Source organism: Phenylobacterium sp. (assembly GCF_030693405.1).
Taxonomy (GTDB): domain Bacteria; phylum Pseudomonadota; class Alphaproteobacteria; order Caulobacterales; family Caulobacteraceae; genus Phenylobacterium.
Window position 1 is genome coordinate 29,271 of the sequence record NZ_JAUYAW010000066.1, and the last position, 24,644, is coordinate 53,914.

24 protein-coding genes are annotated in these 24,644 nt (G+C 66.9%); 9 read left to right on the forward strand and 15 right to left on the reverse strand.

Translation table 11 applies throughout. The features are described from left to right. The first annotated feature begins 36 nt into the window (after window positions 1-36). A complete protein-coding gene (locus tag Q8N19_RS14240; RefSeq protein WP_305591757.1) occupies window positions 37-1,140 on the forward strand; it encodes an NADH:flavin oxidoreductase in 1,104 nt (367 codons plus the stop codon). A 162-nt stretch (window positions 1,141-1,302) separates the two neighbouring features. Next, window positions 1,303-3,003, forward strand: coding sequence for a hypothetical protein (locus Q8N19_RS14245; RefSeq protein ID WP_305591759.1), 1,701 nt, complete (start codon window positions 1,303-1,305; stop codon window positions 3,001-3,003). A 3-nt stretch (window positions 3,004-3,006) separates the two neighbouring features. On the opposite strand, the gene Q8N19_RS14250 is transcribed toward Q8N19_RS14245, so the two are convergent. From Q8N19_RS14250 to Q8N19_RS14260, 3 genes are all read right to left on the reverse strand, one after another. Then, window positions 3,007-3,918 (reverse strand): SMP-30/gluconolactonase/LRE family protein, encoded by a 912-nt coding sequence (locus tag Q8N19_RS14250; protein ID WP_305591761.1) that lies wholly within the window; start codon window positions 3,916-3,918, stop codon window positions 3,007-3,009. 78 nt (window positions 3,919-3,996) lie between these two features. Continuing rightward, window positions 3,997-4,521, reverse strand: coding sequence for a dihydrofolate reductase (locus Q8N19_RS14255; RefSeq protein WP_305591763.1), 525 nt, complete (start codon window positions 4,519-4,521; stop codon window positions 3,997-3,999). A 50-nt stretch (window positions 4,522-4,571) separates the two neighbouring features. Next, the gene (locus tag Q8N19_RS14260) at window positions 4,572-5,747 is read right to left on the reverse strand and encodes an acyl-CoA dehydrogenase family protein (RefSeq protein WP_305591765.1); all 1,176 of its coding nucleotides are present in this window, start codon (window positions 5,745-5,747) and stop codon (window positions 4,572-4,574) included. A 69-nt stretch (window positions 5,748-5,816) separates the two neighbouring features. Between Q8N19_RS14260 and Q8N19_RS14265 the strand changes: the two genes are divergently transcribed. Together Q8N19_RS14265 and Q8N19_RS14270 are read left to right on the forward strand one after the other, a co-directional pair. Continuing rightward, window positions 5,817-6,704: a hypothetical protein gene (locus Q8N19_RS14265; protein ID WP_305591767.1), complete on the forward strand. Its 888-nt coding sequence runs from the start codon at window positions 5,817-5,819 to the stop codon at window positions 6,702-6,704. A 32-nt stretch (window positions 6,705-6,736) separates the two neighbouring features. Continuing rightward, window positions 6,737-7,351 carry a TetR/AcrR family transcriptional regulator gene (locus Q8N19_RS14270; RefSeq protein ID WP_305591769.1) on the forward strand — a complete coding sequence of 205 codons (615 nt, stop codon included), beginning with the start codon at window positions 6,737-6,739 and terminating at the stop codon, window positions 7,349-7,351. Window positions 7,352-7,360: 9 nt separating this feature from the next. On the opposite strand, the gene Q8N19_RS14275 is transcribed toward Q8N19_RS14270, so the two are convergent. Both Q8N19_RS14275 and Q8N19_RS14280 read right to left on the reverse strand, forming a co-directional pair. Continuing rightward, the gene (locus Q8N19_RS14275) at window positions 7,361-8,197 is read right to left on the reverse strand and encodes a thymidylate synthase (protein WP_305591771.1); all 837 of its coding nucleotides are present in this window, start codon (window positions 8,195-8,197) and stop codon (window positions 7,361-7,363) included. A gap of 111 nt (window positions 8,198-8,308) precedes the next feature. Then, window positions 8,309-8,863, reverse strand: coding sequence for a DUF924 family protein (locus Q8N19_RS14280; protein WP_305591773.1), 555 nt, complete (start codon window positions 8,861-8,863; stop codon window positions 8,309-8,311). Window positions 8,864-9,036: 173 nt separating this feature from the next. Between Q8N19_RS14280 and ilvC the strand changes: the two genes are divergently transcribed. Then, window positions 9,037-10,056, forward strand: a complete 1,020-nt coding sequence (gene ilvC / locus Q8N19_RS14285) for a ketol-acid reductoisomerase (protein WP_293318646.1) — start codon at window positions 9,037-9,039, stop codon at window positions 10,054-10,056. An 83-nt stretch (window positions 10,057-10,139) separates the two neighbouring features. Here ilvC and Q8N19_RS14290 read toward each other — a convergent pair whose 3' ends face one another. The 3 genes from Q8N19_RS14290 to Q8N19_RS14300 form a co-directional block, all read right to left on the reverse strand. Beyond that, window positions 10,140-11,432 (reverse strand): cytochrome P450, encoded by a 1,293-nt coding sequence (locus Q8N19_RS14290; RefSeq protein ID WP_305591775.1) that lies wholly within the window; start codon window positions 11,430-11,432, stop codon window positions 10,140-10,142. 144 nt (window positions 11,433-11,576) lie between these two features. Next, complete coding sequence (locus tag Q8N19_RS14295; protein ID WP_305591777.1) at window positions 11,577-12,275, reverse strand: M23 family metallopeptidase; 699 nt, start codon at window positions 12,273-12,275, stop codon at window positions 11,577-11,579. Between the two features lie 187 nt (window positions 12,276-12,462). Further along, complete coding sequence (locus Q8N19_RS14300) at window positions 12,463-13,230, reverse strand: methyltransferase (RefSeq protein ID WP_305591779.1); 768 nt, start codon at window positions 13,228-13,230, stop codon at window positions 12,463-12,465. A 108-nt stretch (window positions 13,231-13,338) separates the two neighbouring features. Between Q8N19_RS14300 and Q8N19_RS14305 the strand changes: the two genes are divergently transcribed. Continuing rightward, window positions 13,339-14,349, forward strand: a complete 1,011-nt coding sequence (locus Q8N19_RS14305; protein WP_305591852.1) for a polyprenyl synthetase family protein — start codon at window positions 13,339-13,341, stop codon at window positions 14,347-14,349. A gap of 27 nt (window positions 14,350-14,376) precedes the next feature. On the opposite strand, the gene Q8N19_RS14310 is transcribed toward Q8N19_RS14305, so the two are convergent. Continuing rightward, the gene (locus Q8N19_RS14310) at window positions 14,377-14,976 is read right to left on the reverse strand and encodes a DUF3617 family protein (protein ID WP_305591782.1); all 600 of its coding nucleotides are present in this window, start codon (window positions 14,974-14,976) and stop codon (window positions 14,377-14,379) included. Between the two features lie 108 nt (window positions 14,977-15,084). Between Q8N19_RS14310 and Q8N19_RS14315 the strand changes: the two genes are divergently transcribed. After that, entirely contained in the window at window positions 15,085-15,357 is a 273-nt protein-coding gene (locus tag Q8N19_RS14315; RefSeq protein ID WP_305591784.1) for a GNAT family N-acetyltransferase, read from the forward strand. 184 nt (window positions 15,358-15,541) lie between these two features. On the opposite strand, the gene Q8N19_RS14320 is transcribed toward Q8N19_RS14315, so the two are convergent. The 5 genes from Q8N19_RS14320 to Q8N19_RS14340 form a co-directional block, all read right to left on the reverse strand. Continuing rightward, the gene (locus tag Q8N19_RS14320; RefSeq protein WP_305591786.1) at window positions 15,542-15,838 is read right to left on the reverse strand and encodes a hypothetical protein; all 297 of its coding nucleotides are present in this window, start codon (window positions 15,836-15,838) and stop codon (window positions 15,542-15,544) included. A 203-nt stretch (window positions 15,839-16,041) separates the two neighbouring features. After that, window positions 16,042-17,592 (reverse strand): hypothetical protein, encoded by a 1,551-nt coding sequence (locus Q8N19_RS14325; protein ID WP_305591788.1) that lies wholly within the window; start codon window positions 17,590-17,592, stop codon window positions 16,042-16,044. After that, on the reverse strand, window positions 17,582-18,625 hold the full coding sequence (locus Q8N19_RS14330; protein WP_305591790.1) for a protein kinase: 1,044 nt from the start codon (window positions 18,623-18,625) through the stop codon (window positions 17,582-17,584). Before Q8N19_RS14330 ends, Q8N19_RS14325 begins: the two co-directional genes overlap by 11 nt. Window positions 18,626-18,782: 157 nt before the next feature. After that, window positions 18,783-21,032: an excinuclease ABC subunit UvrB gene (uvrB, locus tag Q8N19_RS14335; RefSeq protein ID WP_371133864.1), complete on the reverse strand. Its 2,250-nt coding sequence runs from the start codon at window positions 21,030-21,032 to the stop codon at window positions 18,783-18,785. Window positions 21,033-21,276: 244 nt separating this feature from the next. Then, window positions 21,277-21,456 (reverse strand): hypothetical protein, encoded by a 180-nt coding sequence (locus Q8N19_RS14340; RefSeq protein ID WP_305591794.1) that lies wholly within the window; start codon window positions 21,454-21,456, stop codon window positions 21,277-21,279. A gap of 297 nt (window positions 21,457-21,753) precedes the next feature. Between Q8N19_RS14340 and Q8N19_RS14345 the strand changes: the two genes are divergently transcribed. Further along, on the forward strand, window positions 21,754-22,908 hold the full coding sequence (locus tag Q8N19_RS14345; protein ID WP_305591796.1) for a cell wall hydrolase: 1,155 nt from the start codon (window positions 21,754-21,756) through the stop codon (window positions 22,906-22,908). Window positions 22,909-22,918: 10 nt separating this feature from the next. Here Q8N19_RS14345 and Q8N19_RS14350 read toward each other — a convergent pair whose 3' ends face one another. Beyond that, complete coding sequence (locus Q8N19_RS14350) at window positions 22,919-23,866, reverse strand: GlxA family transcriptional regulator (protein ID WP_305591798.1); 948 nt, start codon at window positions 23,864-23,866, stop codon at window positions 22,919-22,921. A gap of 80 nt (window positions 23,867-23,946) precedes the next feature. On the opposite strand from Q8N19_RS14350, the gene Q8N19_RS14355 reads away from it, so the two are divergent. Continuing rightward, on the forward strand, window positions 23,947-24,642 hold the full coding sequence (locus Q8N19_RS14355) for a DJ-1/PfpI family protein (RefSeq protein WP_305591800.1): 696 nt from the start codon (window positions 23,947-23,949) through the stop codon (window positions 24,640-24,642). Window positions 24,643-24,644 lie beyond the last annotated feature (2 nt).

Below are 24,644 nucleotides of genomic sequence, written 5' to 3' on the forward strand. Positions count from 1 at the left end.
GGGTCCCGGTCGAACGCCCGTTTGAATGGAGTCTCCATGGCCGCCCTCGACGCCCTCTTCCGTCCCTTCAGCTTCAAGGGTCTGCACCTCAAGAACCGGATCGTCATGGCGCCCATGACCCGGTCCTTCTCGCCAGACGGGGTGGCGACCGAGGAGGTGGCCCAGTATTACCGCCGCCGGGCCGAGGCCGATGTGGGCCTGATCATTTCCGAGGGCACCGGCGTCAACCGCCCGGCCTCGGTCAATGACAAGAACGTCCCACGCTTCCACGGCGAGAAGGAACTGGCCGCCTGGAAACGGGTGATCGACTCCGTCCACGAGGTGGGCGGCAAGATGGCCCCGCAGCTGTGGCACGTGGGCGCGGTGCGCACCCGCGATCCGGAGTGGACCCCGCCGGGCCCCTATGACAGCCCGTCTGGCCTGTCGCGTCCGGGCAAGGAATTCGGCAAGGGCATGACCGATGAGGAGGTGGCCGACGCCATCGCCGCCTTCGCCCAGGCCGCCGCCGACGCCAAGGCCTTGGGCTTCGACGCCGTCGAGCTGCACGGCGCCCACGGCTATCTGATCGACCAGTTCTTCTGGGACGGCACCAATGTCCGCGAGGACGCCTACGGGTCCAAGGACCTGCCCGGCCGGGCGCGCTTCGCCGCCGACATCCTGCGCGCCGTCCGCCAGGCGGTGGGCCCTGACTATCCGGTGATCATCCGCATCAGCCAGTGGAAGCAGCAGGACTATGAGGTCCGCATGGCCGCCAATCCCAAGGAGATGGAGGCCTGGCTCGGCGCCCTGACCGCGGCCGGCGCCGACATGCTGCACTGCTCGCAGCGGCGCTTCTGGGAGCCGGAGTTTGAGGGCTCGGACCTCAACTTCGCCGGCTGGGCCAAGAAGCTGACCGGCGTGCCGACCATCACTGTCGGCTCTGTGGGTCTGTCGGGTGAATTCATCGCCGCCTTCGCCGGCGAGGGCTCGCAGCCGGCTTCGCTCGACAAGCTGCTCGACCGCCTGGAGCGGGACGAGTTTGATCTGGTGGGCGTCGGCCGCGCCCTGCTGCAGGACCCCGAATGGGCGAAAAAGGTGAAGGAAGGCCGCAGCGACGAACTGGTCCCGTTCGAACGGGCCGCCATGGCCAAGCTCTACTAGAGGCCTGAGTGATGACGTCGGCAGGCCTGGCCCCCGCGCCGGGCCTGCCGGCCCATCCCCCCCCGTGCGGCAAGATTTATGCGGCGCCCGCAGACCTCGCGGCGCTTTCGCACAGAACTTGCGCCGCCCTGGAGCTAGGCTGACCTCCACAGGAGAGGTTCCATGTTCCACGGCGTTCGCACCATGCTCCGCGCAGGTCTGCTGGTCCTGGCCCTGGCCGGACCGGCCTGCGCCCAGGGCGGTCCGCCGCGCCTCGACCTGACCCTCACCCCCCGGGCCGACGCCCTGGACGTGCGCATGGTCCTGTCGGCCCCTGACCTGGCGGCCGGAGAAGGCCTGGTGCGTCTGCCGCTCAGCCTGGTGGGCATCCCCACCGCCCGCTATGACGGCCAGGCGCTGCAGGCCCGCGACGACCTGGGCGTGATCCCGCTGAGCCAGACCGAAGAGTCGCCGACCCCGCAGGGGACCTATCGCCGCTGGATCGTGGATCGCGCCACGCAAGGCGACGTGATCGTCAGCTACGCCGCCCCGCCCCGCGCCGTCACCGCGGCCACCAATAACGGCCCCCTGTTTGATCTGCGCCAGGAGGCCGGCGGCTTCATCGGCGCCGGGGTCGGTTTTCTCGCCGCCCCCGTCGCCCCGGGGCCTTGGTCGGTTCGCCTGGACTGGGACCTCTCGCAGGTTCCAGCGCCATCCCGCGGCGCCTGGACCTATGGCGATGGGGCCGTGGAGACGATCCTGCCGTCCCAGGCCCTGGCCTTCAGCTTCTATGCCGGCGGCCCCCTGGACGTCTTCCCACCGGATGGCGGCGAGGGCTTCCACATGTACTGGCTGACCGATCCGCCCTTCGATCCGGCCGTTCTCGCCGACAGGACCCGGCGGCTTTACGACCATATGTCGGCCTTCTTTGGCGATCCGCCCGGGACGCCCTATCGCGTCTTCATGCGCGCCAATCCCTATGACGGGGTGGGGGGCACGGCGCTGGGGCGCTCCTTCATGTTTGGCTACAATCCCGCCGATCAGCCCACCGTCGAGAGCCTGCTGGGTCTTGTGTCCCATGAGGTGGCCCATACCTGGCCGGCCATGGCCGGCGAGCATGGCGAGACGGCCTGGTACAGCGAGGGCATGGCCGAGTTCTATTCGCTGGTCCTGTCCTGGCGGGCCGGCGTGACCCCCCTCGACCAGGTGGTGGAGACCATGAACGGTCGCGCCGACGCCTATTACGCCAACCCCCACATCAGCCTCACCAACGCCCAGGCCGCCGAGATCTTCTGGACCGATCCCGTGGCCCAGACCGTGCCCTATGGCCGGGGCTGGATGTACCTGCTGCAGACCGATGCGGAGATCCGCCGGGCCTCAGGCGGGGCCAGCAGCCTCGATGACATCGTCAAGGCGATCCGAAAGGCCCAGCTGGCCGGCGAGCCCCACGGAATCCCCCTGTGGCTGGAGCTGGTGGGGGCGCAGATCGGCGCGGATGAGGCTCAGGCCCGTTACGAGGCCATGGCGAGCGGCCAGCGGCGGCTGCCGCCGGCTGACCTCTACGCCCCCTGCCTGAAGGTCGTTCCCCGCCAGGTCCGCACCTTCGAGTTGGGCTTCCCCCGGGCGGTGCTGAACGGCGAGCGGATCGTCGTGGGCCTCGCGCCCGGTTCGGCGGCGGCGCAGGCTGGACTGCGCGAAGGCGATCAGATCACCGACGTCCGCAATCTGAATGTCGCGCGCAAGGATCAGGATCAGACCATCACCCTGTCCATCACCCGCGACGGCGCCCCGCTCAGCCTGACCTACCTGCCAAGGGGCCAGGCCGTGGAAGCCTGGGGCTGGGTCCGCGATCCGGCGGCGCCCGAAAGCGCCTGCCGGTTCTGATCCTCAGGCGTTGTAGTTGAGCTTCAGCCCCGGCCTTGGCCAGCGGACCTTGTAGAGCCGGCCCGTCGAGGAGGCGGTGATCCAGGCGTCGCGCATGTCGGCGCCGCCGAAGCAGATGTTGGTGACGATCATGTCGGGGACGGGGAAATGCTCCGTCGATCCTGCGGGATCGAAGGCGGTGACGCCGCCATTGATGATCGTCGCCACGCAGACCTTGCCGCCCGCCTCCACCGCCAGGCTGTCCAGCAACTGATAGCCGGGCAGGTTGGCGATCACCCGGCCCGGCGCAAAGCCCGTCGGCGCCTTCAACTGGCCCGGCGCCTCGATGTCGAAGGCCCAGAGCCGGCCAAGCTGGGTGTCGGCCAGATAGACCACGTCTTCGTCCGGGGAGAGGCCGACCCCATTGGGGGCGATCAGATGGTCGCGCAGACGGGCCACATGGCTGCCGTCGGCCTTGGCGTAGTAGAGCGCCCCGAACTTGCGGCCCTCCGGCGTCGAACAGCCGTGATCGCTGAACCAGAAGCCGCCCTGGCGGTCAAAGATCAGGTCGTTGGGTCCGACGAACGGGCGGCCATCGCAGGCGTCATACAGAGTCGTCAGCTCGCCGGTTTTCAGGTCGTAGCGCTGGATCATGCCGCCGGCGTGGGTGGGCGGAGTCGGGCCCGGAATCGTCAGGCCATCCTGCTGCGGCCAGGTGAAGGAGCCGCCATTATTGGTGATGTAGATCGCCCCGTCCGGACCGATGGCCGCGCCATTGGGGCCGCCGCCGGTCTCCACTAGGGTCTCGCGCTGGCCATCGGGTGTGATGCGCGACAGGCGCTGGGCCTTGATCTCGGTGAGGATGACCGAGCCGTCGGCCATGGCGATGGGGCCTTCGGGAAATTCCAGACCTTCGCAGACCAGTTCGATGTCCATGGGGCGTCCTCCTCTTGTCTTGTTGAGGCGGAGTATGGCCGGCGCCGTCGCGTAAGGACCAGAGGGCTTTGAGGGGACTTAGCGCCGTTCCAGCACCCGCAGGGTGAAGGGATAGTCGTCATCCTCGCCGGCCGGGTGTCGCATGGCGCTGACCTCGGTCCAGGCGCTCTCGTCGAAGGGGGCGAGGACCACGTCGCCTTCCACCTCGGCCTCCACCTCGGTGAGGTAGATCCGCTGGGCCCGCGGCAGGGCCATCGCAAACAGGGAGGCGCCGCCGATGACGCAGACCTCTTCGGCGCCGTCGTCTTCGGCCATCTCGCGGCCGATCTGCACCGCCTCGGTGAAGTCTTCACACACCAGGGCGTCCCGCGGACCGAAAGACCCGTCGCGGCTGAGCACGATGTTGGTGCGGCCGGGCAGGGGTTTCTTGGGCAGGCTGTCCCAGGTCTTGCGGCCCATGATCACCGGCTTGCCGAGCGTCAGGGCGCGGAAATTCACCAGATCGCTCTTCAGCCGCCAGGGCAGGCCGCCGTCCCGGCCGATGACGCCGTTGCGGGCGCGGGCGATGGGACCGGCGGTAAGGAGGATGCGTGCCATGGTCATGGGGGTAGCCGACCCGGGGCGTGCAGGGAAGTGGCGCCCGCCGCCTGACCTCAGAGGCGCAGGACGTGCTTGGCGATGATGTTCCGCTGGATCTCGTCGGACCCGCCCGCGATGCTGGCGGCGCGGCCTTCCAGATAGCGCACCATTTCGGGCTGCGCCCAGTCCGGGCCAACGGTCTCGGGCGTTCCGAAAACCTCCGGGAACCAGGGGGCCGCATAGGGTCCGGCGCACTCGACGAAGAACTCCGTCATCCGCTGGACGATCTCGGTCCCCTTGAGTTTGAGCATGGAGGACTGCGCGCCCGGTGCCTCGCCCATGGCCACCTCCGACAGGGTGCGCAGCTCGGTCATGGCCAGGGCCTCGAGCTCGATGGCCGCCAGGCTGAGGCGGCCGGCGAAGCCCGGATCGTCCAGCAGACTCCGCCCGTTCGCCCCAGGCACGCTGGCGGCGGCCTCGCGCAATCTGGCCAGCAGACTGAGCGACAGGGACACATAGGCCTGGCCCGTCCGTTCGTGGGTCAGAAGGCCCTTGGCCACCGTCCAGCCCTCGCCTTCGCGGCCGACCCGGTTGGCGGCTGGTGTCCGGACGCCCTCAAAGGTCACGCGGTTGAACATGTGCCGCCCGTCGATGGAGACGATGGGATGGACCGTGACCCCGGGGGTTCGCATATCGATCAGCAGGAAGGTGATGCCCTCCTGCTTCTTCCCCTCCTGGCTGGTGCGGGTGAGGCAGAACATCCAGTCGGCCTGGTGGGCGCCGCTGGTCCAGATCTTCTCGCCATCGATGACGTAGTGGTCGCCCTCCAGCGCCGCCCGGGTCCGCAGCGCGGCGAGGTCGGACCCCGCCTCGGGCTCCGAATAGCCCTGGCACCAGCGGACACGGTTTGCGCGGATGTCCGGCAGGAAGCGGGCCTGCTGCTCCGGCGCGCCATAGGCGAAGAGAATGGGCGCCAGCATGCCCATGCCCATGCCGCCCACCTGGGCCGGCAGTCCGGCTGCGGTGGTCTCCCGTTCCCAGATGAAGTGCTGAGTCGCGCTCCAGCCCGGCCCTCCAAAGGCCACCGGCCACTTGTTGATCTCCCAGCCCAGCTGCGCCATCGCGGCGTGCCAGCGCTGCTCGTGGGCGCGGCCGCCGTCAAAGGGATCGCTCTCGGGAAAGGTGCGGCCGATCAGGTCCCGGGCCGCGGCCTGGAAATCGAGGTCTTCCGATGAGAGCCCCAACTGCATTTCCGCGTCCCCACTATTGAATAGATCGTCAATAGGCGCGAGGCTGGCGATCTCGTCAAGGAGGACGCCATGGCCGATCAGACCGCTTTCGCCACCCTCGACCTGCCCGATGGGGGGCTGGCTGGTCCGCTCCGTCGGCCGGTGAACGAGTCCCGCGGCGCCGTGGGCTCGATCCATGATGACGACACCGCCCAGGGCCTGGGGTTTCGGGGCGGCACCGTGGCCGGCAACATTCACATGGAGCAGTTTCCGCCGCTCTATGGCGCGCGCTTTGGCCGGCCCTGGACCGAGCGGGGCGGGCTCTCCCTGTACTTTCTCCAGCCCACCACGGATGGGGAGCCGGTCCAGGCCTGTCTCGGTCCTGTGGTCGAGCAGGGGGACGGGGTCCGCCGCGCGCCCGCCTGGATGCAGACGCCGGAGGGCCAGAGGGTCTGCGAGGGGGAGGCCTGGAGCGGCGGCGATCTGGCCGACACCCCGCTGAGGCACAAGGCCGCGCAGGTCCGTCCCGGGGCGGACCTGCGGATCCTGCGGGGGTCGAAGGTCGGCGACACCGTCACAGGGGTCCCGGCGATCATCCCCTCCGCCACGGCCCTGGTCCGGGGGCGGGGAATCACCGAGCCGCTGGCGGGCTACACCACCCCTGACGCGGACGGGCGCCGAGTCGCCGCGCCAGCGGTGGTCATCGACGCCCTGCGGACGGTGGAGACCCCGCTGTTCAGGAGCGAGGGCGAGTTCGTCGGCATGTTCGGGGCCATCGAGCTGCAGCATCTGGCCGGCCCGGTTCATCTGGACTGCGACTATGTGGCCGAGGGCGAGATCGTCGGGCTTGGCGAATCCCCCAAGACGGAGGTCGCCTGGTATGAGAGCCGCCTGCGGGCGGCGTCTGGCGGCCCGGTCATCGCCCGTCTTCTGATGATGACCCGGCTGCTGAAGGGGTCCTCCAGCCTTTGGGCTTGACGATGGCCGGGGCGCCGGGCGTTGAGGGGGCCATGAGCGCTGAGACCAAACGCACCCGCCTGACGCCCCAGGCCAGGCGCGACCAGATTCTCGACCGCGCCGCCGAACTCGTGCTGGCCGACGGCCTGGCGGCCATCAGCATGGACGGGGTGGCCCGGGCGGCCGGCGTCAGCAAGGGTCTCGTCTACAACTACTTCCCCGACCGGCAGGCCCTGTTCGCCGCCCTTCTGCAGCGCGAGCAGCGCGACCTGAACGACCGGGGCATGCGCGGCGCCCTGGAGGCGAGCGACTTCGCCGACCTGATCCGGCGGACCACGGGCCTCTATCTGCGTCAGACAGAGGCGCGCGGGGCGCTCATCGCCGCCTTGCTGGCCGATCCTGGGGTCGCCCGGCTGATGGAGGCGCAGGACCGGGAGGACCGTGAGCAGGCTTTCCGCTTTTTCGTCCGCGCCACCCGGCGGGCCTACGGCCTGCCCTTGCCGACGGCGATCGCCGCCGTCGACCTCCTGTGGGCGGTGACGGACCGGGCGGGCCAGCTGGTGGGGCAGGGGCTCATGGGGGCTGATGAGGCCACGGAGATGTGCGTCAGTCTGTTTGTCGGCGGGCTGGCGGAGCTGGCGCGAGCCGCGCCGCTGGGCGGGGCGTGAGCGACGCCCTCAGACCGCGATGGGGGCGGCGATCTTGTCGTGGGCCTTGTAGCCGCTGACCTTGAAGTCCTCGTAGTCGAAGGAAAACAGGTCGCGCTTGTCGGCCAGCGTCAGGGTCGGAAAGGGGTAGGGCTCTCGCGTCAGCTGCTCGCGGGCCTGGTCGACATGGTTCAGATAGAGGTGGGCGTCGCCGAGCGTGTGGACGAACTCGCCGGGCTCCAGCCCCGTCACCTTGGCCACCATCTGGGTCAGCAGGGCGTAGCTGGCGATATTGAACGGCACGCCCAGGAAGACGTCGGCCGAGCGCTGATAGAGCTGGCAGGACAGCTTGCCCTCGGCGACGAAGAACTGGAACAGGCAGTGGCAGGGCGGCAGTGCCATGTCGTCCACATCGACGGGGTTCCAGGCGCTGACAATGTGGCGGCGCGAGTGCGGCGTGGTCTTCAGGCTTTCGACCACATTGGCCATCTGGTCGATCACCCGGCCGTCCGGCGCCGTCCAGGACCGCCATTGCTTGCCGTAGACCGGGCCAAGCTCGCCGTCGGCGTCGGCCCATTCGTCCCAGATGCTGACGCCCCGCTCCTGCAGCCAGCCGACATTGGTGTCACCGCGCAGGAACCACAAAAGCTCCAGGATGATCGATTTGCGGTGCAGCTTCTTGGTGGTCAGCAGGGGGAAGCCCTTGGCCAGGTCGAAGCGCATCTGCCGGCCGAAGACGCCGAGTGTGCCCGTACCCGTGCGGTCGCCCCGCTGGACCCCGGTCTTCAGAATGTCGGACAGCAGGTCGAGATACTGCTGCTCGGGGTGATCAGGCCGCCGGGGGGCGGGCGGAACGTGGGCGTTCACGGAACGGCCTTTCGCGGGAAATGCAAGCGGGGAGCTTTCCATGATTCGCGCAGGGCTTGGCTGCGGTCGCAATCGCCCTGCGACCCTCTGTCCACAGGACGGACGCAGTGATCAACCGGCGAAGCCGCCCTCGTCGAGGAAGGCCTGCTCGCTCGGCGTGGTCCGGCGGCCCAGGGCGGCGTTGCGGTGGGGGAAGCGGCCGAACCGGACGATGATGTCCCGGTGGATCTCGGCCCATTTCAGGGTGTCGGCGTCGCCCTCGGCCGCCTTGAGGGCCGCGCACAGCCGCACGGCCTCATCCTGGTCGCCCATGTCCTCGGAATGCTCATAGGGCAGGTAGAAGAAGGGCCGCAGGATCGCCGCCGTCGCCTGGTCATGCCCCGCGGCGATGGCCTGCTTGGCGATGGCGCGGGCCTTGCCGTCGGTGGCGAAGGCGTGGCCGGAGTCGCGGAAGATGTTGCGCGGGATCTGGTCGAGCAGGATCAGAAGGGCCAGCGCGCCTTCCGCATCCTTGGCCCATTCGTCCAGTTCGCCCCGGGCCGCGGCGTGGTGAGCGGCTTCAAAGTCGCGCGCCAGCCCGCGGTCAAAAGCCTCGTCCTTGGCGAACCATTTGGCCGGTCCAGCCTCCCGCCAGGCCTTCACCACCTGCTTCGCGGTCACGTCCATGGCCTGTCTCCCTCGTATCGGGCGCACTCTCTGTGCGCAGCTCGGTGGGCGCAAGGGGCGGCGCGTGACGTTGCGCCCCTTGACCTTTGCGCAAAAAAACGGTCGATGGCGCGGCCTTTGCTGCGGCGCCATGGCATGGCGCCGTGGACGAACCTTGTTTCAGGAGAACAATCATGCGCGTCTACTATGATCGCGACGCCGACCTCGCCCGCATCCTGGACAAGAAAATCGCGGTGGTAGGCTATGGTTCCCAGGGGCGCGCGCATGCGCTGAACCTCGTGGACTCCGGCGTGAAGAACGTGGTGGTCGCCCTGCGCCCTGGTTCAGCCACCGCCAAGAAGGTCGAGGCCGACGGCCTTAAGGTGATGACCGTCGCCGAAGCCGCCGCCTGGGCCGACGCCATGATGGTGCTGGCGCCCGACGAGCTGCAGCGCGAGATCTACAACAACGAGATCGCCCCCAATATCCGTGACGGCGCGGCCCTGCTGTTCGCCCACGGCCTGAACGTGCATTTCAATCTGATCGAGCCCAAGGCCTCCATCGACGTGCTGATGGTGGCGCCCAAGGGTCCCGGCCACACCGTGCGCGGCGAGTACCAGAAGGGCGGCGGCGTCCCCTGCCTGATCGCCATCCACCAGAACCCGACCGGCAACGCCCTGGACTTCGGCCTGGCCTATGCCTCGGCCATCGGCGGCGGCCGCTCGGGCGTGATCGAGACCACCTTCCGCGAAGAGTGCGAGACCGACCTGTTCGGCGAACAGGCCGTGCTCTGCGGCGGCCTGGTGGAGCTGATCCGCGCGGGCTTCGAAACCCTGGTGGAAGCCGGCTACGCCCCGGAAATGGCCTATTTCGAGTGCCTGCACGAGGTGAAGCTGATCGTCGACCTCATCTATGAGGGCGGCATCGCCAACATGAACTACTCGATCTCCAACACCGCGGAGTACGGCGAGTACGTCACCGGCCCCCGCATCGTCACGCCGGAGACCAAGGCCGAGATGAAGCGCGTGCTGGACGACATCCAGTCGGGCAAGTTCGTTCGTGACTTCATGCTGGAAAACCAGTCGGGCCAGGCCTCCTTCAAGGCCACCCGCCGCCGCGGTTCAGAGCATCAGATCGAGGAAGTGGGTCAGCGCCTGCGCGCCATGATGCCCTGGATCACCAAGAACAAGCTGGTGGACCAAGCCCGCAACTAGGCCTCACAAGGCTCACCGCCGAACGACGAAGGCCCTCCGTTTCCGGAGGGCCTTTTTCTTTGTCCGCGACTTCCTGGCGCCCCTCAGTTCCGGGTCGGAATGATCACCGGCAGGGTCTCATAGCCGTGCACGAAGGCGGAATAGGTGCGCTGGGGCTCGGCCAGGACCTTGATCTCGGGGAAGCGCTTGAGGATCTCCTCCCAGATGATGGTCAGCTGCATCTCGGCCACCCGGTTGCCCACGCAGCGGTGGATGCCGAAGCCGAAGGACAGGTGCTCGCGGGGGCGTTCCCGGTCGATGATGTAGTCGTTGGGCCGCTCGATGCGGCTCTCATCCCGGTTGCCGGAGATGTACCACATGACCACCCGGTCGCCCTCGCGGATCATCTTGCCCCCCACCTCGATGTCCCGTGTCGCCACCCGGGCCATGTGGGCCAGCGGGGTCTGCCAGCGGATCGTCTCGGAGACCATCGACGAGATCAGCTCGGGATTGGCCCGCAGCTTGGCGTACTGGTCGGGGTTCTTGTTCAGGGCGTAGACGCTGCCGGAGATGGTGTTGCGGGTGGTGTCGTTGCCGCCGACGATCAGCAGGATGACATTGCCCTGGAACTCCTGCACCGGCATGTCCCGGGTTGCGGTGTTGTTGGCCATCATGGAGATCAGGTCGATCCCCGGCTCGGCCGCGTCCACCCGCTGGTCCCAGATCTGCTTGAACGTGCCGAAGCAGTCCATCATGTCCCGGGCCTTCTGCTCCCAGCTGGTCACCGGGCCGTGGCCCGGGGCGTTGGTGACCACGTCGGACCAGTAGGTCAGCTTGCGTCGGTCCTCGAAGGGGAAGTCGAAGAGCGTGGCCAGCGTCATCGCCGTCAGCTCCTTGGAGACCAGGTCCACCCAGTCGAACTCCTGGCCGATCGGTAGGGAGTCGAGGATTTCGCCCGCCCGCTGACGGACGATGGGGGACATCTTGGTGATGTTGCCCGGCGCCACCGTGGGGCTGACCGCCTTGCGCTGACGCCCGTGTTCGGGCTCGTCCATGGTGATGAAGCCGGCGCCGGCGCGCCGCGGGCGATCCTCGCCGAGCGCCTTGCGCTGGGCCTCCATGGCCTCAAGGTTGGGTAGGGTGATGCCGTCGGCCGAGGAGAAGGCCTCGTGATTGGTGTCGACGGCCAGGATGTCGTCCCACTTGGTCACCGACCAGTAGCGGCCGAACTCGCTCTCTTCGGTGAGATGGACGGGGTCCTCCCGGCGCAGGCGCTCAAACACCGGCCAGATGGTGTCGTCCTGGAATCGCGCCGCCCGGCCGGGATTGAGCTCCGCCAGCGGGGTCGCCTCGACGGCCTCGACGGAGTCCGCCTGCGGGTTCACTCTGATATTCATCGCATCCTCCCTGGGCGTTGACCGCCCTTGTCCGGCGCTTCGACCGGTGAGGGTCCGCGCTTCGTCCCGACCATTCCGACCTTCCGAACAGCATTCGGCAAGCGAAGAATGCGGGCGCGGCGGGAGCGTGCGCCGCGCAGGGGCTCAGTCGGCGGTCGTCTCGACGGCCACGTAGCGGGCGACGATGACCTCGGTAGCGTCAAAGCGGGCCTTGGACTTGGCCAGTTCGAGATGGACATGGTCGGTCATGCCGCCGGGATACTTGTCCTGCAGGCCCCGCGCGGTCCCGATGGGGGCGCCGAGGCGCACCGCCTGGCCCACCTTCACATCGGGCTCGACGTAGAAAACTCGGGCTTCGTAGCCGAGCGCTGGGTTGGAGATTTCCACGAACTGCAGGCTGGCGTCGCTGGAATAGGCGTGCCCGATCTTGGTCACATAGCCGGAGATGGGGGCGACCACGACCTGACCGGCGGTGGCGGCGTAGTCCACGCCCTCATGGGCCCGCACGCCTCCGTCGCGGGAGGCGCCATAGGCGCCGGAGCCATAGGCGTCATGGGTGCGCGGGGCCTGGCCGGTGGGATTGACGAAGTCGGGCTGGCCATCCCCGTCGATGTCCTGGCCTTCCCACTGAAGCTCGCGAACCACGGGTCCCGGGAGGGCCGGGGGCGCCTTGACGAGCGGGGCGAGGCTCACCTGGGAAAGGCGAGCCGCCAGACCCACACTGGCGTCTGCGACGGCGCTGGTGGCCATGGTGGCGGCCATGGCCGCGGCGGTGAGGGCGAACAGGCGAGGGGCCAGGAAACGCCCATCCATCCGGGGCGCCGACAGGTCAGACAAACTCAAAACGCAGGATCTCTTCGATACGGGCCGGGAACTCTCGGCGGGTTTCGTCGGTTTTCGTGTCAGAGCCGGGGCTGCGCAGAGCCGCCCCGCTGGCCAGCGCGTCTGGCCATTGGACCCTATAGGTCGGAAATGGGGCGCCCATGCGGCGCATTGTCCCGCAGAATCAACGGCTTCTGGTCAAGCTTTCTCAGAGCCACGCGAGATCCGCCTCGCCGCGCAGAATCGCCTCGGCCTCCGGCGTGTGCTTTTCGGTCCCCTCACGCCCATGCAGAATCAGCGGCGGCAGCAGCCGCAAGGGCGTCTTGCCGGTCTTGATCGCCCGCACCAGGACCCGCTTGGCGGGGGCATCCGCGAAGGGCTGAATCGCCCGTATCTGAAACGATCCCGCGCTGACTCCAAGCCCGCTGAGCAGATCGCCGAGCCGGTCGGCCCGGTGGATCAGGGTGATGCTGCCCCCCTCCCGAACGGCCTTCAGCAGGAAGCCGGTCCAGGCGGCCAGGCCCCCATCGGCCATCCAGGCGCCGGTCTTTTCCGGAGCCGGCGCGCGAAGGGCTCGGGGGTCATCGAAGAAGGGCGGATTGGCCAGGGCTGCGTCAAAGGGCGGCAGGTCCAGGGCGCGAAATCCCGCCGTCACGTCGCCGGAGAGGACGCTCACCTGCGCCGTCATCCCATTCAGCGCCACATTGCCCTGCGCCAGGGCCAGGGCGTCTGCATCCCGCTCAACCCCTGTGAAGACCGCGTCGCGTCGCCGCGCGGCGGCCGCCAGCAGGGCGCCGCCGGCCCCACAGCCAGCCTCGATCACCCGCTCCCCAGGACCTGAATCGCAGGCCGCCGCCAGCAGGGCCGCGTCCAGCCCGGCGCGGTAGCCCCGCGCCGGCTGGCGCAGGACAATGCGCCCCCCAAGAAGACGGTTCTCCGTCGGCGGCTCCACCGGGACGTGTGACGGCTCGGACATCAGCGGCTCCAGAAGCGCGGGCGCGCCTTGACCGCCCCCTATCGCGTGACCATTGTCCGGACGCAACGGCGGCCCCGCAAACGGCCGCCCCATCTGGAGTATTTCGTCGTGGACGCCGCCGCCGCAGACACCAGGGCCAAGCCGGTCAGCCTCGATCACCTGCTCAAGCTCGCCCGCTCGGACATGGCCGGCGTCGACAGCCTGATCCGCGACCGGATGCAGAGCCCGGTCTCGGTGATCCCGGCCCTGGCCGAACACCTGATCGGCGGCTCGGCCAAGCGCCTGCGCCCGCTGCTCACCGTCGCCGCCGCCCGCCTGGCCGGCGCCCAGGACGATGGCTGCCGCAAGCTGGCCGCAGCCGTGGAGTTCATCCACACCGCCACCCTGCTGCATGACGATGTGGTGGATTCCTCCGAGCTGCGCCGGGGCAAGGTGGCCGCCCATCTGATCTGGGGCGCGCCGTCCAGCGTGCTGGTGGGCGACTTCCTGTTCGCGCGGGCCTTCGAGCTGATGGTCGAGACCGGCTCCATGTCGGCTCTGGAGATCCTGGCCCGGGCCAGCCGGGTGATCGCCGAGGGCGAGGTGCTGCAACTCACCCGCGCCCACGACCTGGACCTGGACGAGGCGGTCTATCTGGAGATCATCAAGGCCAAGACCGCCGAGCTGTTCGCCGCCGCGGCCGAGGCGGGCGGCGTCGGCGCCGGCGCCAGCCCCGAGCAGTGCCGTGGCCTGCGCCGCTTCGGCCAGGACCTGGGCCTGGCCTTCCAGCTGGTGGACGACGCCCTGGACTATTCCGGGGCCAGCGAGACCCTCGGCAAGAATCCTGGCGATGACTTCCGCGAGGGCAAGGCGACCCTGCCGCTGATCCTGGCCATCAAGCACACGGGTGCGCAGGAGCGGGACTTCTGGATGCGCACCGTCGACGCCCGGGAGCAGACCGAGGCCGATTTCGAGCGGGCCCGCCAGCTGGTGGGCGACAGTGGCGCCCTGGACGCCACGCTCTCGGCGGCCGCCGGCTACGCCGCCAGCGCCAAGGCCGCTCTGGCCGTCTTCCCGGCCGGCGACTGGCGCGCCGCCCTGGAAGATCTGGCCGACTTCGCCGTCGCCCGTCTGGCTTAGACCCGTCGGGCCTGGAGTGATCTGGGCCTAGTTGGCCTCAGCCGCCCCGGCCATATCCAGCAGGTTCACCCGCATGCCCCCGGGCAGCTCCATGTCGCCTGGGCGGAAGCCCTCGGGGCAGGCGCCCTGCCACACGGCCTCGATATTGACGGCGCGGGTCCCGTTCATCTGCGGCGCCTCGGCGCCCTTGGTCGAGCTTTCGCCGGTGATCACATAGCGGGTGGCGAAGTCGCCGCTGGCCACGCCCGAGGTGGTGGTCTTGCCGCCGGTCCCCATGTCGCACACCGAGGAGAACTGCCAGCTCCCGTCCGTGCGGCGGGTGACCAGGTTCTTCTCGCAGGTTTCATCGGTGGCCTGCTGGCCCCACCAGCTCAGACGCTGGTCCAGAGTGTCGTCGATACAGATGCGGGTCACCTGCACGATGCCCTCGGTGGACAGCCGCTGCTCCCACAGGCCCGCCCGGCGGGTGGGGGCGGCGGGCGTGTCCGGCTGGCCGGGCAGGGGCGTCTGGACCCCGTCGGCCGCTGTCGCTGGCGCCTCGGCGCCGTCGCCGGCCTCATTGCGGTTACAGGCGCTCACGGCGAGCAGGCAGAGCCCGAGGGCGGCGGTCATGGAAAGCCTGCGCATCGTCGCGCTCCTTCATCCTAAGCCCTGGCCTGACGCCGCGGACGCGGCCATCATGTCCCAGCCTTGGCCGGGATCAAAACCCGCAATCCGTCCGCTGCGAAGGGCATGATGAGCGAACTTAGAAACAACAGCGCCGCGTCCCGCTATGAAATGGACGAACAGGGCCAGACCTCCTGGGCCGACTACCGGCTCCAGGGCGAGCGCCTCTATATCGATCATGTGGAGAGCCCCGTGGCCCTGCGCGGCACCGGCGCGGCCGGCCGGCTGATGAAGGCCCTGGCCCAGGACGCCAAGGACAGGGGCCTGAAGATCACCCCCATCTGCGGCTATGCCGCGGCTTGGCTGCGCCGCAGCCCCGACTACCGGGACCTGGTGACGTGACCGGCGAGCCGAAAGACAAGACGCCCGAACCGCCGCGGGAGCCGGGGGCCGATAGGGATCAGCGCCGCCGGGACATTGAGACCAATCCGGCGTTCAGCCCCGTGGGGCCGCAGGGCGGGGCGGCGATCGCCCCCCTGCGGCGCAAGGCGCCGCACGAGGACTGATCGGCTCTGCCCGCGCCGGCTCAGTTGCGGGCCATGATGGCTTCGAGGGCCTGGGCCTTGACCTCAGCGTCCTCGGTCAGCCGCCGGGCGATCTCCCGAATGCCGGGGGGATAGAGTTCGCCGCCGCCGGCGATCTCGGCGCTCAGCCGCTCCACCTCGCCCAGCGCCGCCTCGAGGGCGCGCACATGCTCGCCCACCAGACCGCGGGCCTCCGATTGCAGCCGGCGCACGCGCTCGGCCACGGCGGTTTCAGGTTTCGTTCGGTCCAGGGCGACGACCTTGCCATCGGCGCCCGCTACGCTGAAAGACGGTGTCATAATCACCCATCCTGATGTTGGCGGAGCTGCGGCAGGTCCGAATGAAACCTCGCCAAGACCAGCCCCTGATCTGACACATCTACGAATGGCGAAGCCGTAGGTTCCGCCCCCACCGTCACTGGACGGTCATGTGGGGCTTTTCGGCCACGGTTGGGGGGCGCGGGGCCGGGATGGTGACGACTGCTGCGACTGGGTGGCCGCAATCACCGAGTGGCCGCCAAGAGCCTCTGAGCCAGCTCTCTCGCCTCTTTGGCAAATACCTTTAGCTCAGCGGTAGCGATATGGGGCAGTACATACTTCCGGAATGACTCTTTAACATCAACTGTTGTTGACTTACTATTTAGTATCTGCTCGGCGAGTTCGCGCGCGGTTAAGGGGTCTAGGTGCCTGCCGATTCTTCCCTGTTCGTGAATCCAATGTATGTAGGCCCGCTGAGCCGTTTGGTGTTCTTTATTTTCAATTGCTATATCTATTGATTTCTTGTAGAATTTGTCCGCCTCATCAAATGAGCCTGATCGATATAGTATAAAACCTTCGGTGGCTAGCAGGCAGGGTTCTTCTGTCGAGCTGTCTTTTTGGTTTCGTGCTGCTTCTAGATCAGACATTGCCGCCAAGGTATCGCCTAGAGCCGCGTATGCATAGGCGCGATTATTTAGTAATATGACGTCGTTCGGGGCGGCTGTCAGGCCAATCGTGGCTAAATCAACGCTCTTGCGGTAGTCTTCGCGAAACTCAGCGTTTATGTAACACGCGCTTACCGCGGCTCTACTCGAAAAGGGTTCATCGGATAGCCATGATGAAGCGCTAAGGGCGGCTTCTTCCCATCTAGCCTCCCGTGAAAACTGTGCAGTTCTTGCCTCGAACGAGCGGCTAACATCGAGAAGTCGACTATCGAAAGGTGTACCCCCAGTTTCATTAGCCCATCTCAACTGGGCAACTGAATTCTCGGTCGGTTCCTCTGCGCTTTGGGAGAACAACTTTTTCGCCCTTTTGAAATTTCCGGCGCTAAGTTCAAGGGTGCCAATCGCTGCCGACAGCTCTGTAGACTGCGAAGGAGCCGTCCCTTCCAAAAGGTTGCTTAAAAAACGCCACGATGGAACGTCCGCACCAATAAGATCTGCGACTGCAACACGGGATGCCACCAGCCACGGATCAGTTCGATCCGTACCCTTGACAATGTTCCAAGCACTATCAAACTCACCTTCATGAACGAAAAATCTCGTCGCAGAGCGTATTACGTAGCGGTTGTTGGGAGCGAGCAGGTGGGCGCGCGCCAGCATTTCACGCGCCTTTGCTGTCTGACCTAGCGATGTATATGACCGAGCGGCCTCTACATAAGATATAGCACTCCTAGGATTTATAAATATCTGCCGCTTGGAACGCCTAACGCTCGATCTGTGGGACTCTACGCTCGGCGTGTCAACGTAGTCGCGAGTATCAGCAAAGTTTGAAGCAGAATAACGCCTTAGTATTAATTGAATTCCTGGCTGTAAATCGGCGGATAGTCGGTTCAAGAAATCCGCAGCGTCGTCGGTGTCGCGATTCCTGACCCCCATAGCGGTAATGGAAATTAGATCTGCCGCAGTCCAAGGGTTGGGGTTTTCTTTCCAAGACTGAACGATTTCGTCATGGTCGACGAGTGGCGGCTTGTCCCTGGTGCTTTTTGAGCTGCAAAGTTCATTTGTCGGCGTTTCGTATAGCTTTCGCCACCGAGGGATCATTTTTCTGTCTTTTGCTGCCGCATCACGCTGCATCAGTACGCTCCAGTCGCAACTCACAGGCATGGGCGATGCTAGCAAAAGTTGAGACAAACATACGCATATCGTAAGGATTGCTGTATTTCAGTCGCCTTTCATTCGGATGCCCTCTTAGTCTGGGGTCTGGATTAGTAAGATATCTGAATAAATTTATGAGTTTAGCGCCGACGTCAGGTATCTTAGCCTCCGAGAAAGCCTGTGAAGCTCGTGCCTCAAAATGGCGAGCGACTTCTTCATATGAAAACAACAGATATGGCAGCACGTCGTCATATGTGCCAGTCCAGCCACCGTCATTGACACTTAAGAAGCGGGGCTTATGGGCATCAGAAAGTCCGCTGGCGATCGATGGGGTCAACATAGTGCCCATAAAGAAGAAATAGATAATGCTTCCCATCAAGTACAAGTCTGAAGAAGATCTGGAATGTATATTGTCGGGCAGGGAGAATCCATAAAGCTGTTCGGGAGGCGCGTAACTTCTTGCGCCAGGGGCTATAAGGTGATCGTGCGGAGCGCCGATGCTAGAGCAGTGGGCGCGCCCGAGGTCGGCGAGCTTAGATATATCTCCATCGCCGAACACCAAAATATTAGAAGGCTTAAGGTCTTGATGGTATATTTCTTTGGAATGAAGTTGCATTACGCCAGTAGCTATGTGGTGCGTAGCTCTCATCGTCCATGTTAGATCAAATGCGTTGGACTCTACAGCTTTCTTTCTAACATCGCCATTTGCCAGCTCAAATATTAGATAGAACACCTTATCAAATGGAGCTCCATCCAGGTATATTTCGCCATCTGATATCGCGACAACGATCTTGCTGAGCCGAGTTTTCCGACAGAGCGCTAGGATATCTCGCTCAAAATTGTATGACTCAGTCATTACCTGAAGGGCGCGTATTGTGTCGCGTTGCTCAGCGGCACGGCTGAAGTCTAGTACCTTTGCAAATCCAAGGGCGCCACTATCATGTAATGCATGGTATCCAAGGGAAAAGGCGCCACCAGTCTGGAACGACTCCTTCTTTACCAGCTCAGTCAAGGTCCATCCGTCGTCAGTGCGAAGACCTGCAAGGTTTTCGAGAACCGATCTGAAATCAGCTGCAGCCATTTGGGAAAGCTCGAACGAATCCTACACCGCCGTGTGGGTGTCACGCGATTGAGGCGCGAATTCAATTGGGATTGCAACGTTCGGTGATCTATCGCCCCTTCCGGAACCGCTCCTGGGCTTCGGCTCTCGCCTCAGCCTTCACCCGCTTGACCGCTGAGCGGTCGACGGTTTCGCCTTCGCTGGTGAGGGCCTCGTTGGCGAATTCCAGGTCCATGAGCTTCAGGCGCTTGATCTCGTCGCGCAGGCGGGCGGCGGTCTCGAATTCCAGGTCGGCGGCGGCCTGGCGCATCCTGCCTTCCAGGTCGCGCAGGGTGGCCTTGAAGTTGTCGCCCATGAAGGGCTTGGCCTCCTCGGCCAGCTCGGTGCGGACCAGGGGGCGGTCCTTCTCATAGGCGCTGGCGAGGATTTCCTTGATCTGGCTCTTCACGCTCTCGGGCGTGATGCCGTGGGCGGTGTTGTATTCTTCCTGCCGCTCGCGCCGGCGCTGGGTCTCGGCCATGGCGCGTTCCATGGAGCCGGTGATGCGGTCGGCATAGAGGATCACCCGGCCGTCGATGTTCCGCGCCGCCCGGCCGATGGTCTGGATCAGGGAGGTCTCTGAGCGCAGGAAGCCTTCCTTGTCGGCGTCCAGGATGGCCACCAGCCCGACCTCGGGGATGTCCAGGCCCTCGCGCAGCAGGTTGATGCCCACCAGCACGTCGAAGACGCCTAAGCGCAGGTCACGGATGATCTCGATGCGCTCGATGGTGTCGATGTCGGAGTGCATGTAGCGGACCTTCAGGCCCTGCTCGTGCATGTACTCCGTCAGGTCCTCGGCCATCTTCTTGGTGAGCACCGTGATCAGGCCGCGATAGCCCTGGGCGATGGTCTGGCGGACCTCGTCGATGACGTCGTCCACCTGGGAGAAGCCGTCCTTGGAGACCGGGCGGACCTCCACCGGCGGATCGATCAGGCCAGTGGGGCGGATCACCTGCTCGACGAAGACGCCACCGGTCCGCTCCATCTCCCAGGAGCCGGGCGTGGCCGACACATGCACCGTGTCCGGGCGCATGGCGTCCCACTCCTCGAACTTCAGCGGTCGGTTATCCAGGCAGGAGGGCAGGCGGAAGCCGTATTCCGCCAGGGTGAACTTGCGCCGGTAGTCCCCGCGATACATGCCGCCGATCTGCGGCACGGCCTGGTGGCTCTCATCGACGAACAGCAGGGCGTTCTCGGGGATGTATTCGAAGAAGGTCGGCGGCGGCTCCCCCGGCCGGCGGCCCGACAGATAGCGGCTGTAATTCTCGATCCCGGCGCAGGAGCCGGTGGCCTGGATCATCTCGATGTCAAAGGTGGTGCGCTGCTCCAGCCGCTGGGCTTCCAGCAGCTTGCCATTGGCCACCATCCACTCCAGCCGCTCCTTGAGCTCGGCCTTGATCTGCAGGACCGCCTGGTTGAGCGTCGGGCGCGGCGTCACATGGTGGCTGTTGGCGTAGATCTTGATCCCCTCCAGGTCGGCGGTCTTCTTGCCGGTGAGGGGGTCGAACTCGACGATGGTCTCCACCTCGTCGCCGAACAGGCTGACCCGCCAGGCGCGATCCTCGTAGTGGGCGGGGAAGATCTCGATGGTGTCGCCTCGGCGGCGGAAGGTCCCGCGCTCGAAGGCCTGATCGTTGCGCTTGTACTGCAGGGCCACGAGGTCAGCCATCAGCTGCTTCTCATCGATCCGCTCACCCGGGGCTAGGGTGAAGGTCATGGCCGTATAGGTCTCCACCGACCCGATGCCATAGATGCAGGAGACCGAGGCCACGACGATGACGTCGTCCCGCTCCAGGATCGCCCGGGTCGCCGAATGCCGCATCCGGTCGATCTGCTCGTTAATCGAGGAGTCCTTCTCGATGTAGGTGTCCGTCCGCGGGACGTAGGCCTCCGGCTGGTAGTAGTCGTAGTAGGAGACGAAGAACTCGACCGCATTCTCCGGGAAGAACGCCTTGAACTCGGAATAGAGCTGGGCGGCGAGCGTCTTGTTGGGCGCCAGGATCAGGGCCGGGCGCTGGGTCTCGGCGATGACCTGGGCCATCGTATAGGTCTTGCCCGAGCCGGTGACGCCGAGCAGCACCTGGTCGTGCTCGCGGCCTTCCAGGCCGGCCACCAGTTCCTTGATCGCCTGCGGCTGGTCGCCGGCCGGCTGATAGTCCGACACGAGCTTGAAGCGCTTGCCCCCCTCCGACTTGGGCGGCCGGGCCGGGCGGTGGGGCTTCCACAGCATCGGCATGGTCGATTCGTCATAGTCGAAGGACGCCGACATGTCGGCGACGCCCTGCGGCGACGGGGGAGGGGCAGTCTTGGAACGCGGCATGGGACAGAAGGTAGGCGCGCCGAGGGCCGGGCGCCAGCGGCCCTGCTGACATCATGGTGTCAGCAGGGTGCGATGCGATCAGAACAGCCCTCCGGCGCTGTGAACGACGGCATAGACCATCGCCAGGACGCCGAGAGCCAGAATCAGGTGGCGCATGGTCCCATCTCCCCCGGTGATCGAGGGGGGATAGGCCCAGCTCAGGGGCGCGGCATGATCCAGACGGACTAGCCGCGCCTGGGACAGCCTATTTATCGACGCCCTTGCTCACCACCGTGCCCACGGCCGCGCCTGCGGCCGCACCCACGGGACCGCCGACCACGGCCCCGGCCACGGCGCCGGTCGCCGCCCTTTGCTCCACATTGTGGCCACAGGCGGCCAGTAGAAGCGCCGCCGAAATCGCACAGACGCCAAGGACCTTAGCCATGTTAGAATCTCCGAGAGTTGTTCGCTGCAAACGGCCGGCAACGGCCAAGGTTCCCAGAGTCGCCGTCGGTGGTCTCAAGGTGGAGCTACGGTGCGGCGCAATATCGCCTTGCGAATCCTTCATGGACCCGTCATAAGGCGGGCCACTTTGTCGTAAGACCCGTCCATTGAAGCAGTGCGGACGGGCTTCGTTTTCGAGATTTCACCCGCAGTGAGGCGGGACTTCTCTGAGCGATGATGTCGGGGGGCGATGCGCCCTCGCCGCACAGGACAGGACGTTTTGCAAAATGATAAATGGGTGCGCGCCGATTGGCGTGCCCTGACCGCTGCCGCCGTTCTCGGCTCCACGGTCGGACTGGCGCTGGGTGGCGCCTATATGGCCGGCGGCATGGCCGGCGCAGCTTCGGATCACGCAAGGGCCGCCCGTCTGGCGGCGGGCGCGGCCGATGGATATTCCGAACAGGCGCTGCAGGATGCTGCGGCGCGGATGGACCCTGGCGTGTTGCGCATCGCGCGCCGCCACGACCCCTTCACCGTGGCCGGCGCCGCCGAGCGTGACCGTCAGAGCGCGATCCTGGTCGCTCGCCTGGAGCGCGGGGCAGGGTCGTCCGGGCAGCCGCCGCTTCTGCGGGCCAGCCTCAATCCCACGCCCATTCCGGCCGCGCCGTTCCGCCTCGGCGGGGCGCTGGAGGCCTCCCGCGACATGGAGTGCCTGACCCAGGCCGTCTATTACGAGGCCCGCGGCGAGACGCCGTCTGGCCAGGCGGCCGTGGCTCAGGTGGTGCTCAACCGCGTGCGGCATCCGGCCTTCCCCAAGACGGTCTGCGGCGTCGTCTTCCAGGGCGCCAACAGCCGAGTCTGCCAGTTCAGCTTCGCCTGCAATGGCGCCATGCGCGCCCGGGTCGAGCCGGCCGCCTGGCGTCGCGCCGAGCGGGTCGCCCACAAGGCCCTGTCTGGCGAAGTGATGGCCGAGGTCGGCCGCGCGACCCACTTCCACACCACCGCCGTGGCGCCCGCCTGGGGCCCACGCCTCACCCGGGTCACCCAGGTGGGCGTGCATGTCTTCTATCGCTTCGGCCGCGATCCGGCGCCCAGCCGCATGCTGGCCAGCGCCCATGAGGTCACGCCGGAACAGACCCAGGCCCCGGTCTATGCCCGGGTCGGCGAGTCGTCTGACCCCCGTGACCGGATCGAGGGCGACAACGACATCCGCCTGACCTCGGCCACCCTGGTTCCCGTGCCGTCAGCCAGTCTCGCCATGGGCGGACCCGCCGAGCCCGGGCAGGAGCCGGCCTCAGCGCCGAAGACCCCCGAGCGTCCCGAGGGCGAGATCGTCAAGACGGGCGCCGCCAAACCGGCCGTCCGGCCTGCGGCGTCTTCGGCCAAGGCGCCGCCGCAGGACGAGAAGTCCGCCGAGGCCAAGTCGGCGACCGGCGAACGCAAGGCGACCTGAGCCAAGGCGCTCAGGCGCTCGCCCGGGCGTTGCGCCTGAGCGCCTGCGGTGTCTGGCCATAGGTCCGCAGCATGGCCCGTCGGAGCCGTTCAGGATCGCCGAAGCCCGAGTTCTGGGCGGCCTGGTCTACGCCGGCGCCCTGTTCAAGTTCGGCGCGGGCGGCCTCGACCCGCAGGTGCTCCACCGCCTTGGCCGGCGTCATGCCCACCTCGCGTACGAAGGCCCGGGCGAAGTTGCGCGGGCTCATGGCGCAGGCCTCCGCCAGATCCTCGACGCTCAGCCGGGCGGCCAGTCGCTGACGGGCCCAGCCCAGCAGGTCGGCGAACCGGCCGCTCGCCCCGCCCATCTCCACCAGGCCTGAGAACTGGGACTGCCCGCCGGCCCGCTGCCGCGGCGCCACCAGCTGCTGCGCGGTCGCCCGGGCGACCGCCTCGCCCAGATCCTCGGCGATCAGGGCCAGGGAGAGGTCGATCCCCGCGGTGATCCCCGCCGAGGTCCAGACCGGATCGTCCCGCACATAGATCCGGTCGGGCTCCAGCCGCGTCCTGGGAAACCGGCGGCGGAAGTCGGCAGTGCGGCTCCAGTGAGTCGTGGCGCGGCGCCCCTCCAGCAGCCCCGCCTCCGCCAGGATGAAGGCGCCGGAGCAGACGCTGACGATCCGCCGCGCCCGACCGGCGGCGGCCGCGACGGCGGTGATCACGGCGGGGTCCAGCCGCTCAGGCCGCGTCCCGTCCCCGCCGGACACCAGCAGGGTGTCGATGGGAGACTCATCAAGGGCCTTGGCCATCAGGCTCACGCCGGACGAGCTTCTCACCTCGCCAGGCGCCGCCGCGACGACCCGCAGATCATAGACGCCGGGCGCCAGGCGGCCGGCGATCTCGAAGGCGGCGACGGGGCCGGCGGCGTCCAGCAACTGAAAGTCCGGGAAGATCAGGACGTCGATGCGCCGGGGCGTCATGGCAGATTCCGTGGGAAAAATGTCATTTCAGCCAGGACAGGAACGGTCGATGCTGCCCCTGTCAACCCCGGAGCCTGTCCATGACCCAGACCTGCCGTATCGTCTTCCCGCTCTATCCCGGAGTAACCCAGCTGGACTTCACCGCGCCGCATCAGGTGTTCAACCGCCTGCCGGGCGCCCAGACCATCGTCGCCTCGGTGGGCGGCGCCGACATCGAAGGCGACGGCCTGGTCTTCGCCCGCCTGGAGGATCTGACCCAGATCGAGTCCTGCGACGTCCTCTGCGTGCCCGGCGGTTTCGGGACCACCGCGGCCATGCTGGATGAGGCCTATATGGAGGCCGTCCGCCGGCTTGGCGCCAGCGCCCGCTATGTCACCTCGGTCTGCACAGGCTCCCTGATCCTGGCGGCGGCGGGGCTGCTGAAGGGACGGCGCGCCGCCTGCCACTGGGCCTGGCGCGACCTCCTGCCCCTGTTCGATGTGGAGGTGGATGAGGGCCGGGTCTGCCGGGATGGAAACGTAATCACCGGCGGCGGGGTGACCGCCGGCCTCGACTTCGCCCTGGTGGCCGCCGCCGAGATTTTCGGCGAGGACGCCGCCCGCCGGGTGCAGCTGGGCCTGGAATATGCGCCGGAGCCGCCCTTCGAAGGCGGCCGGCCGGAGCTGGCGCCGCCGCACATCCGCGATCAGGTGCAGAAGATGATGGACGCCGCCCTGGCCGATCGCCGCGCCGGCGCCCTGGAGGCGGCTCGCCGGCTCAAGGCCCGCATCGGCTGACG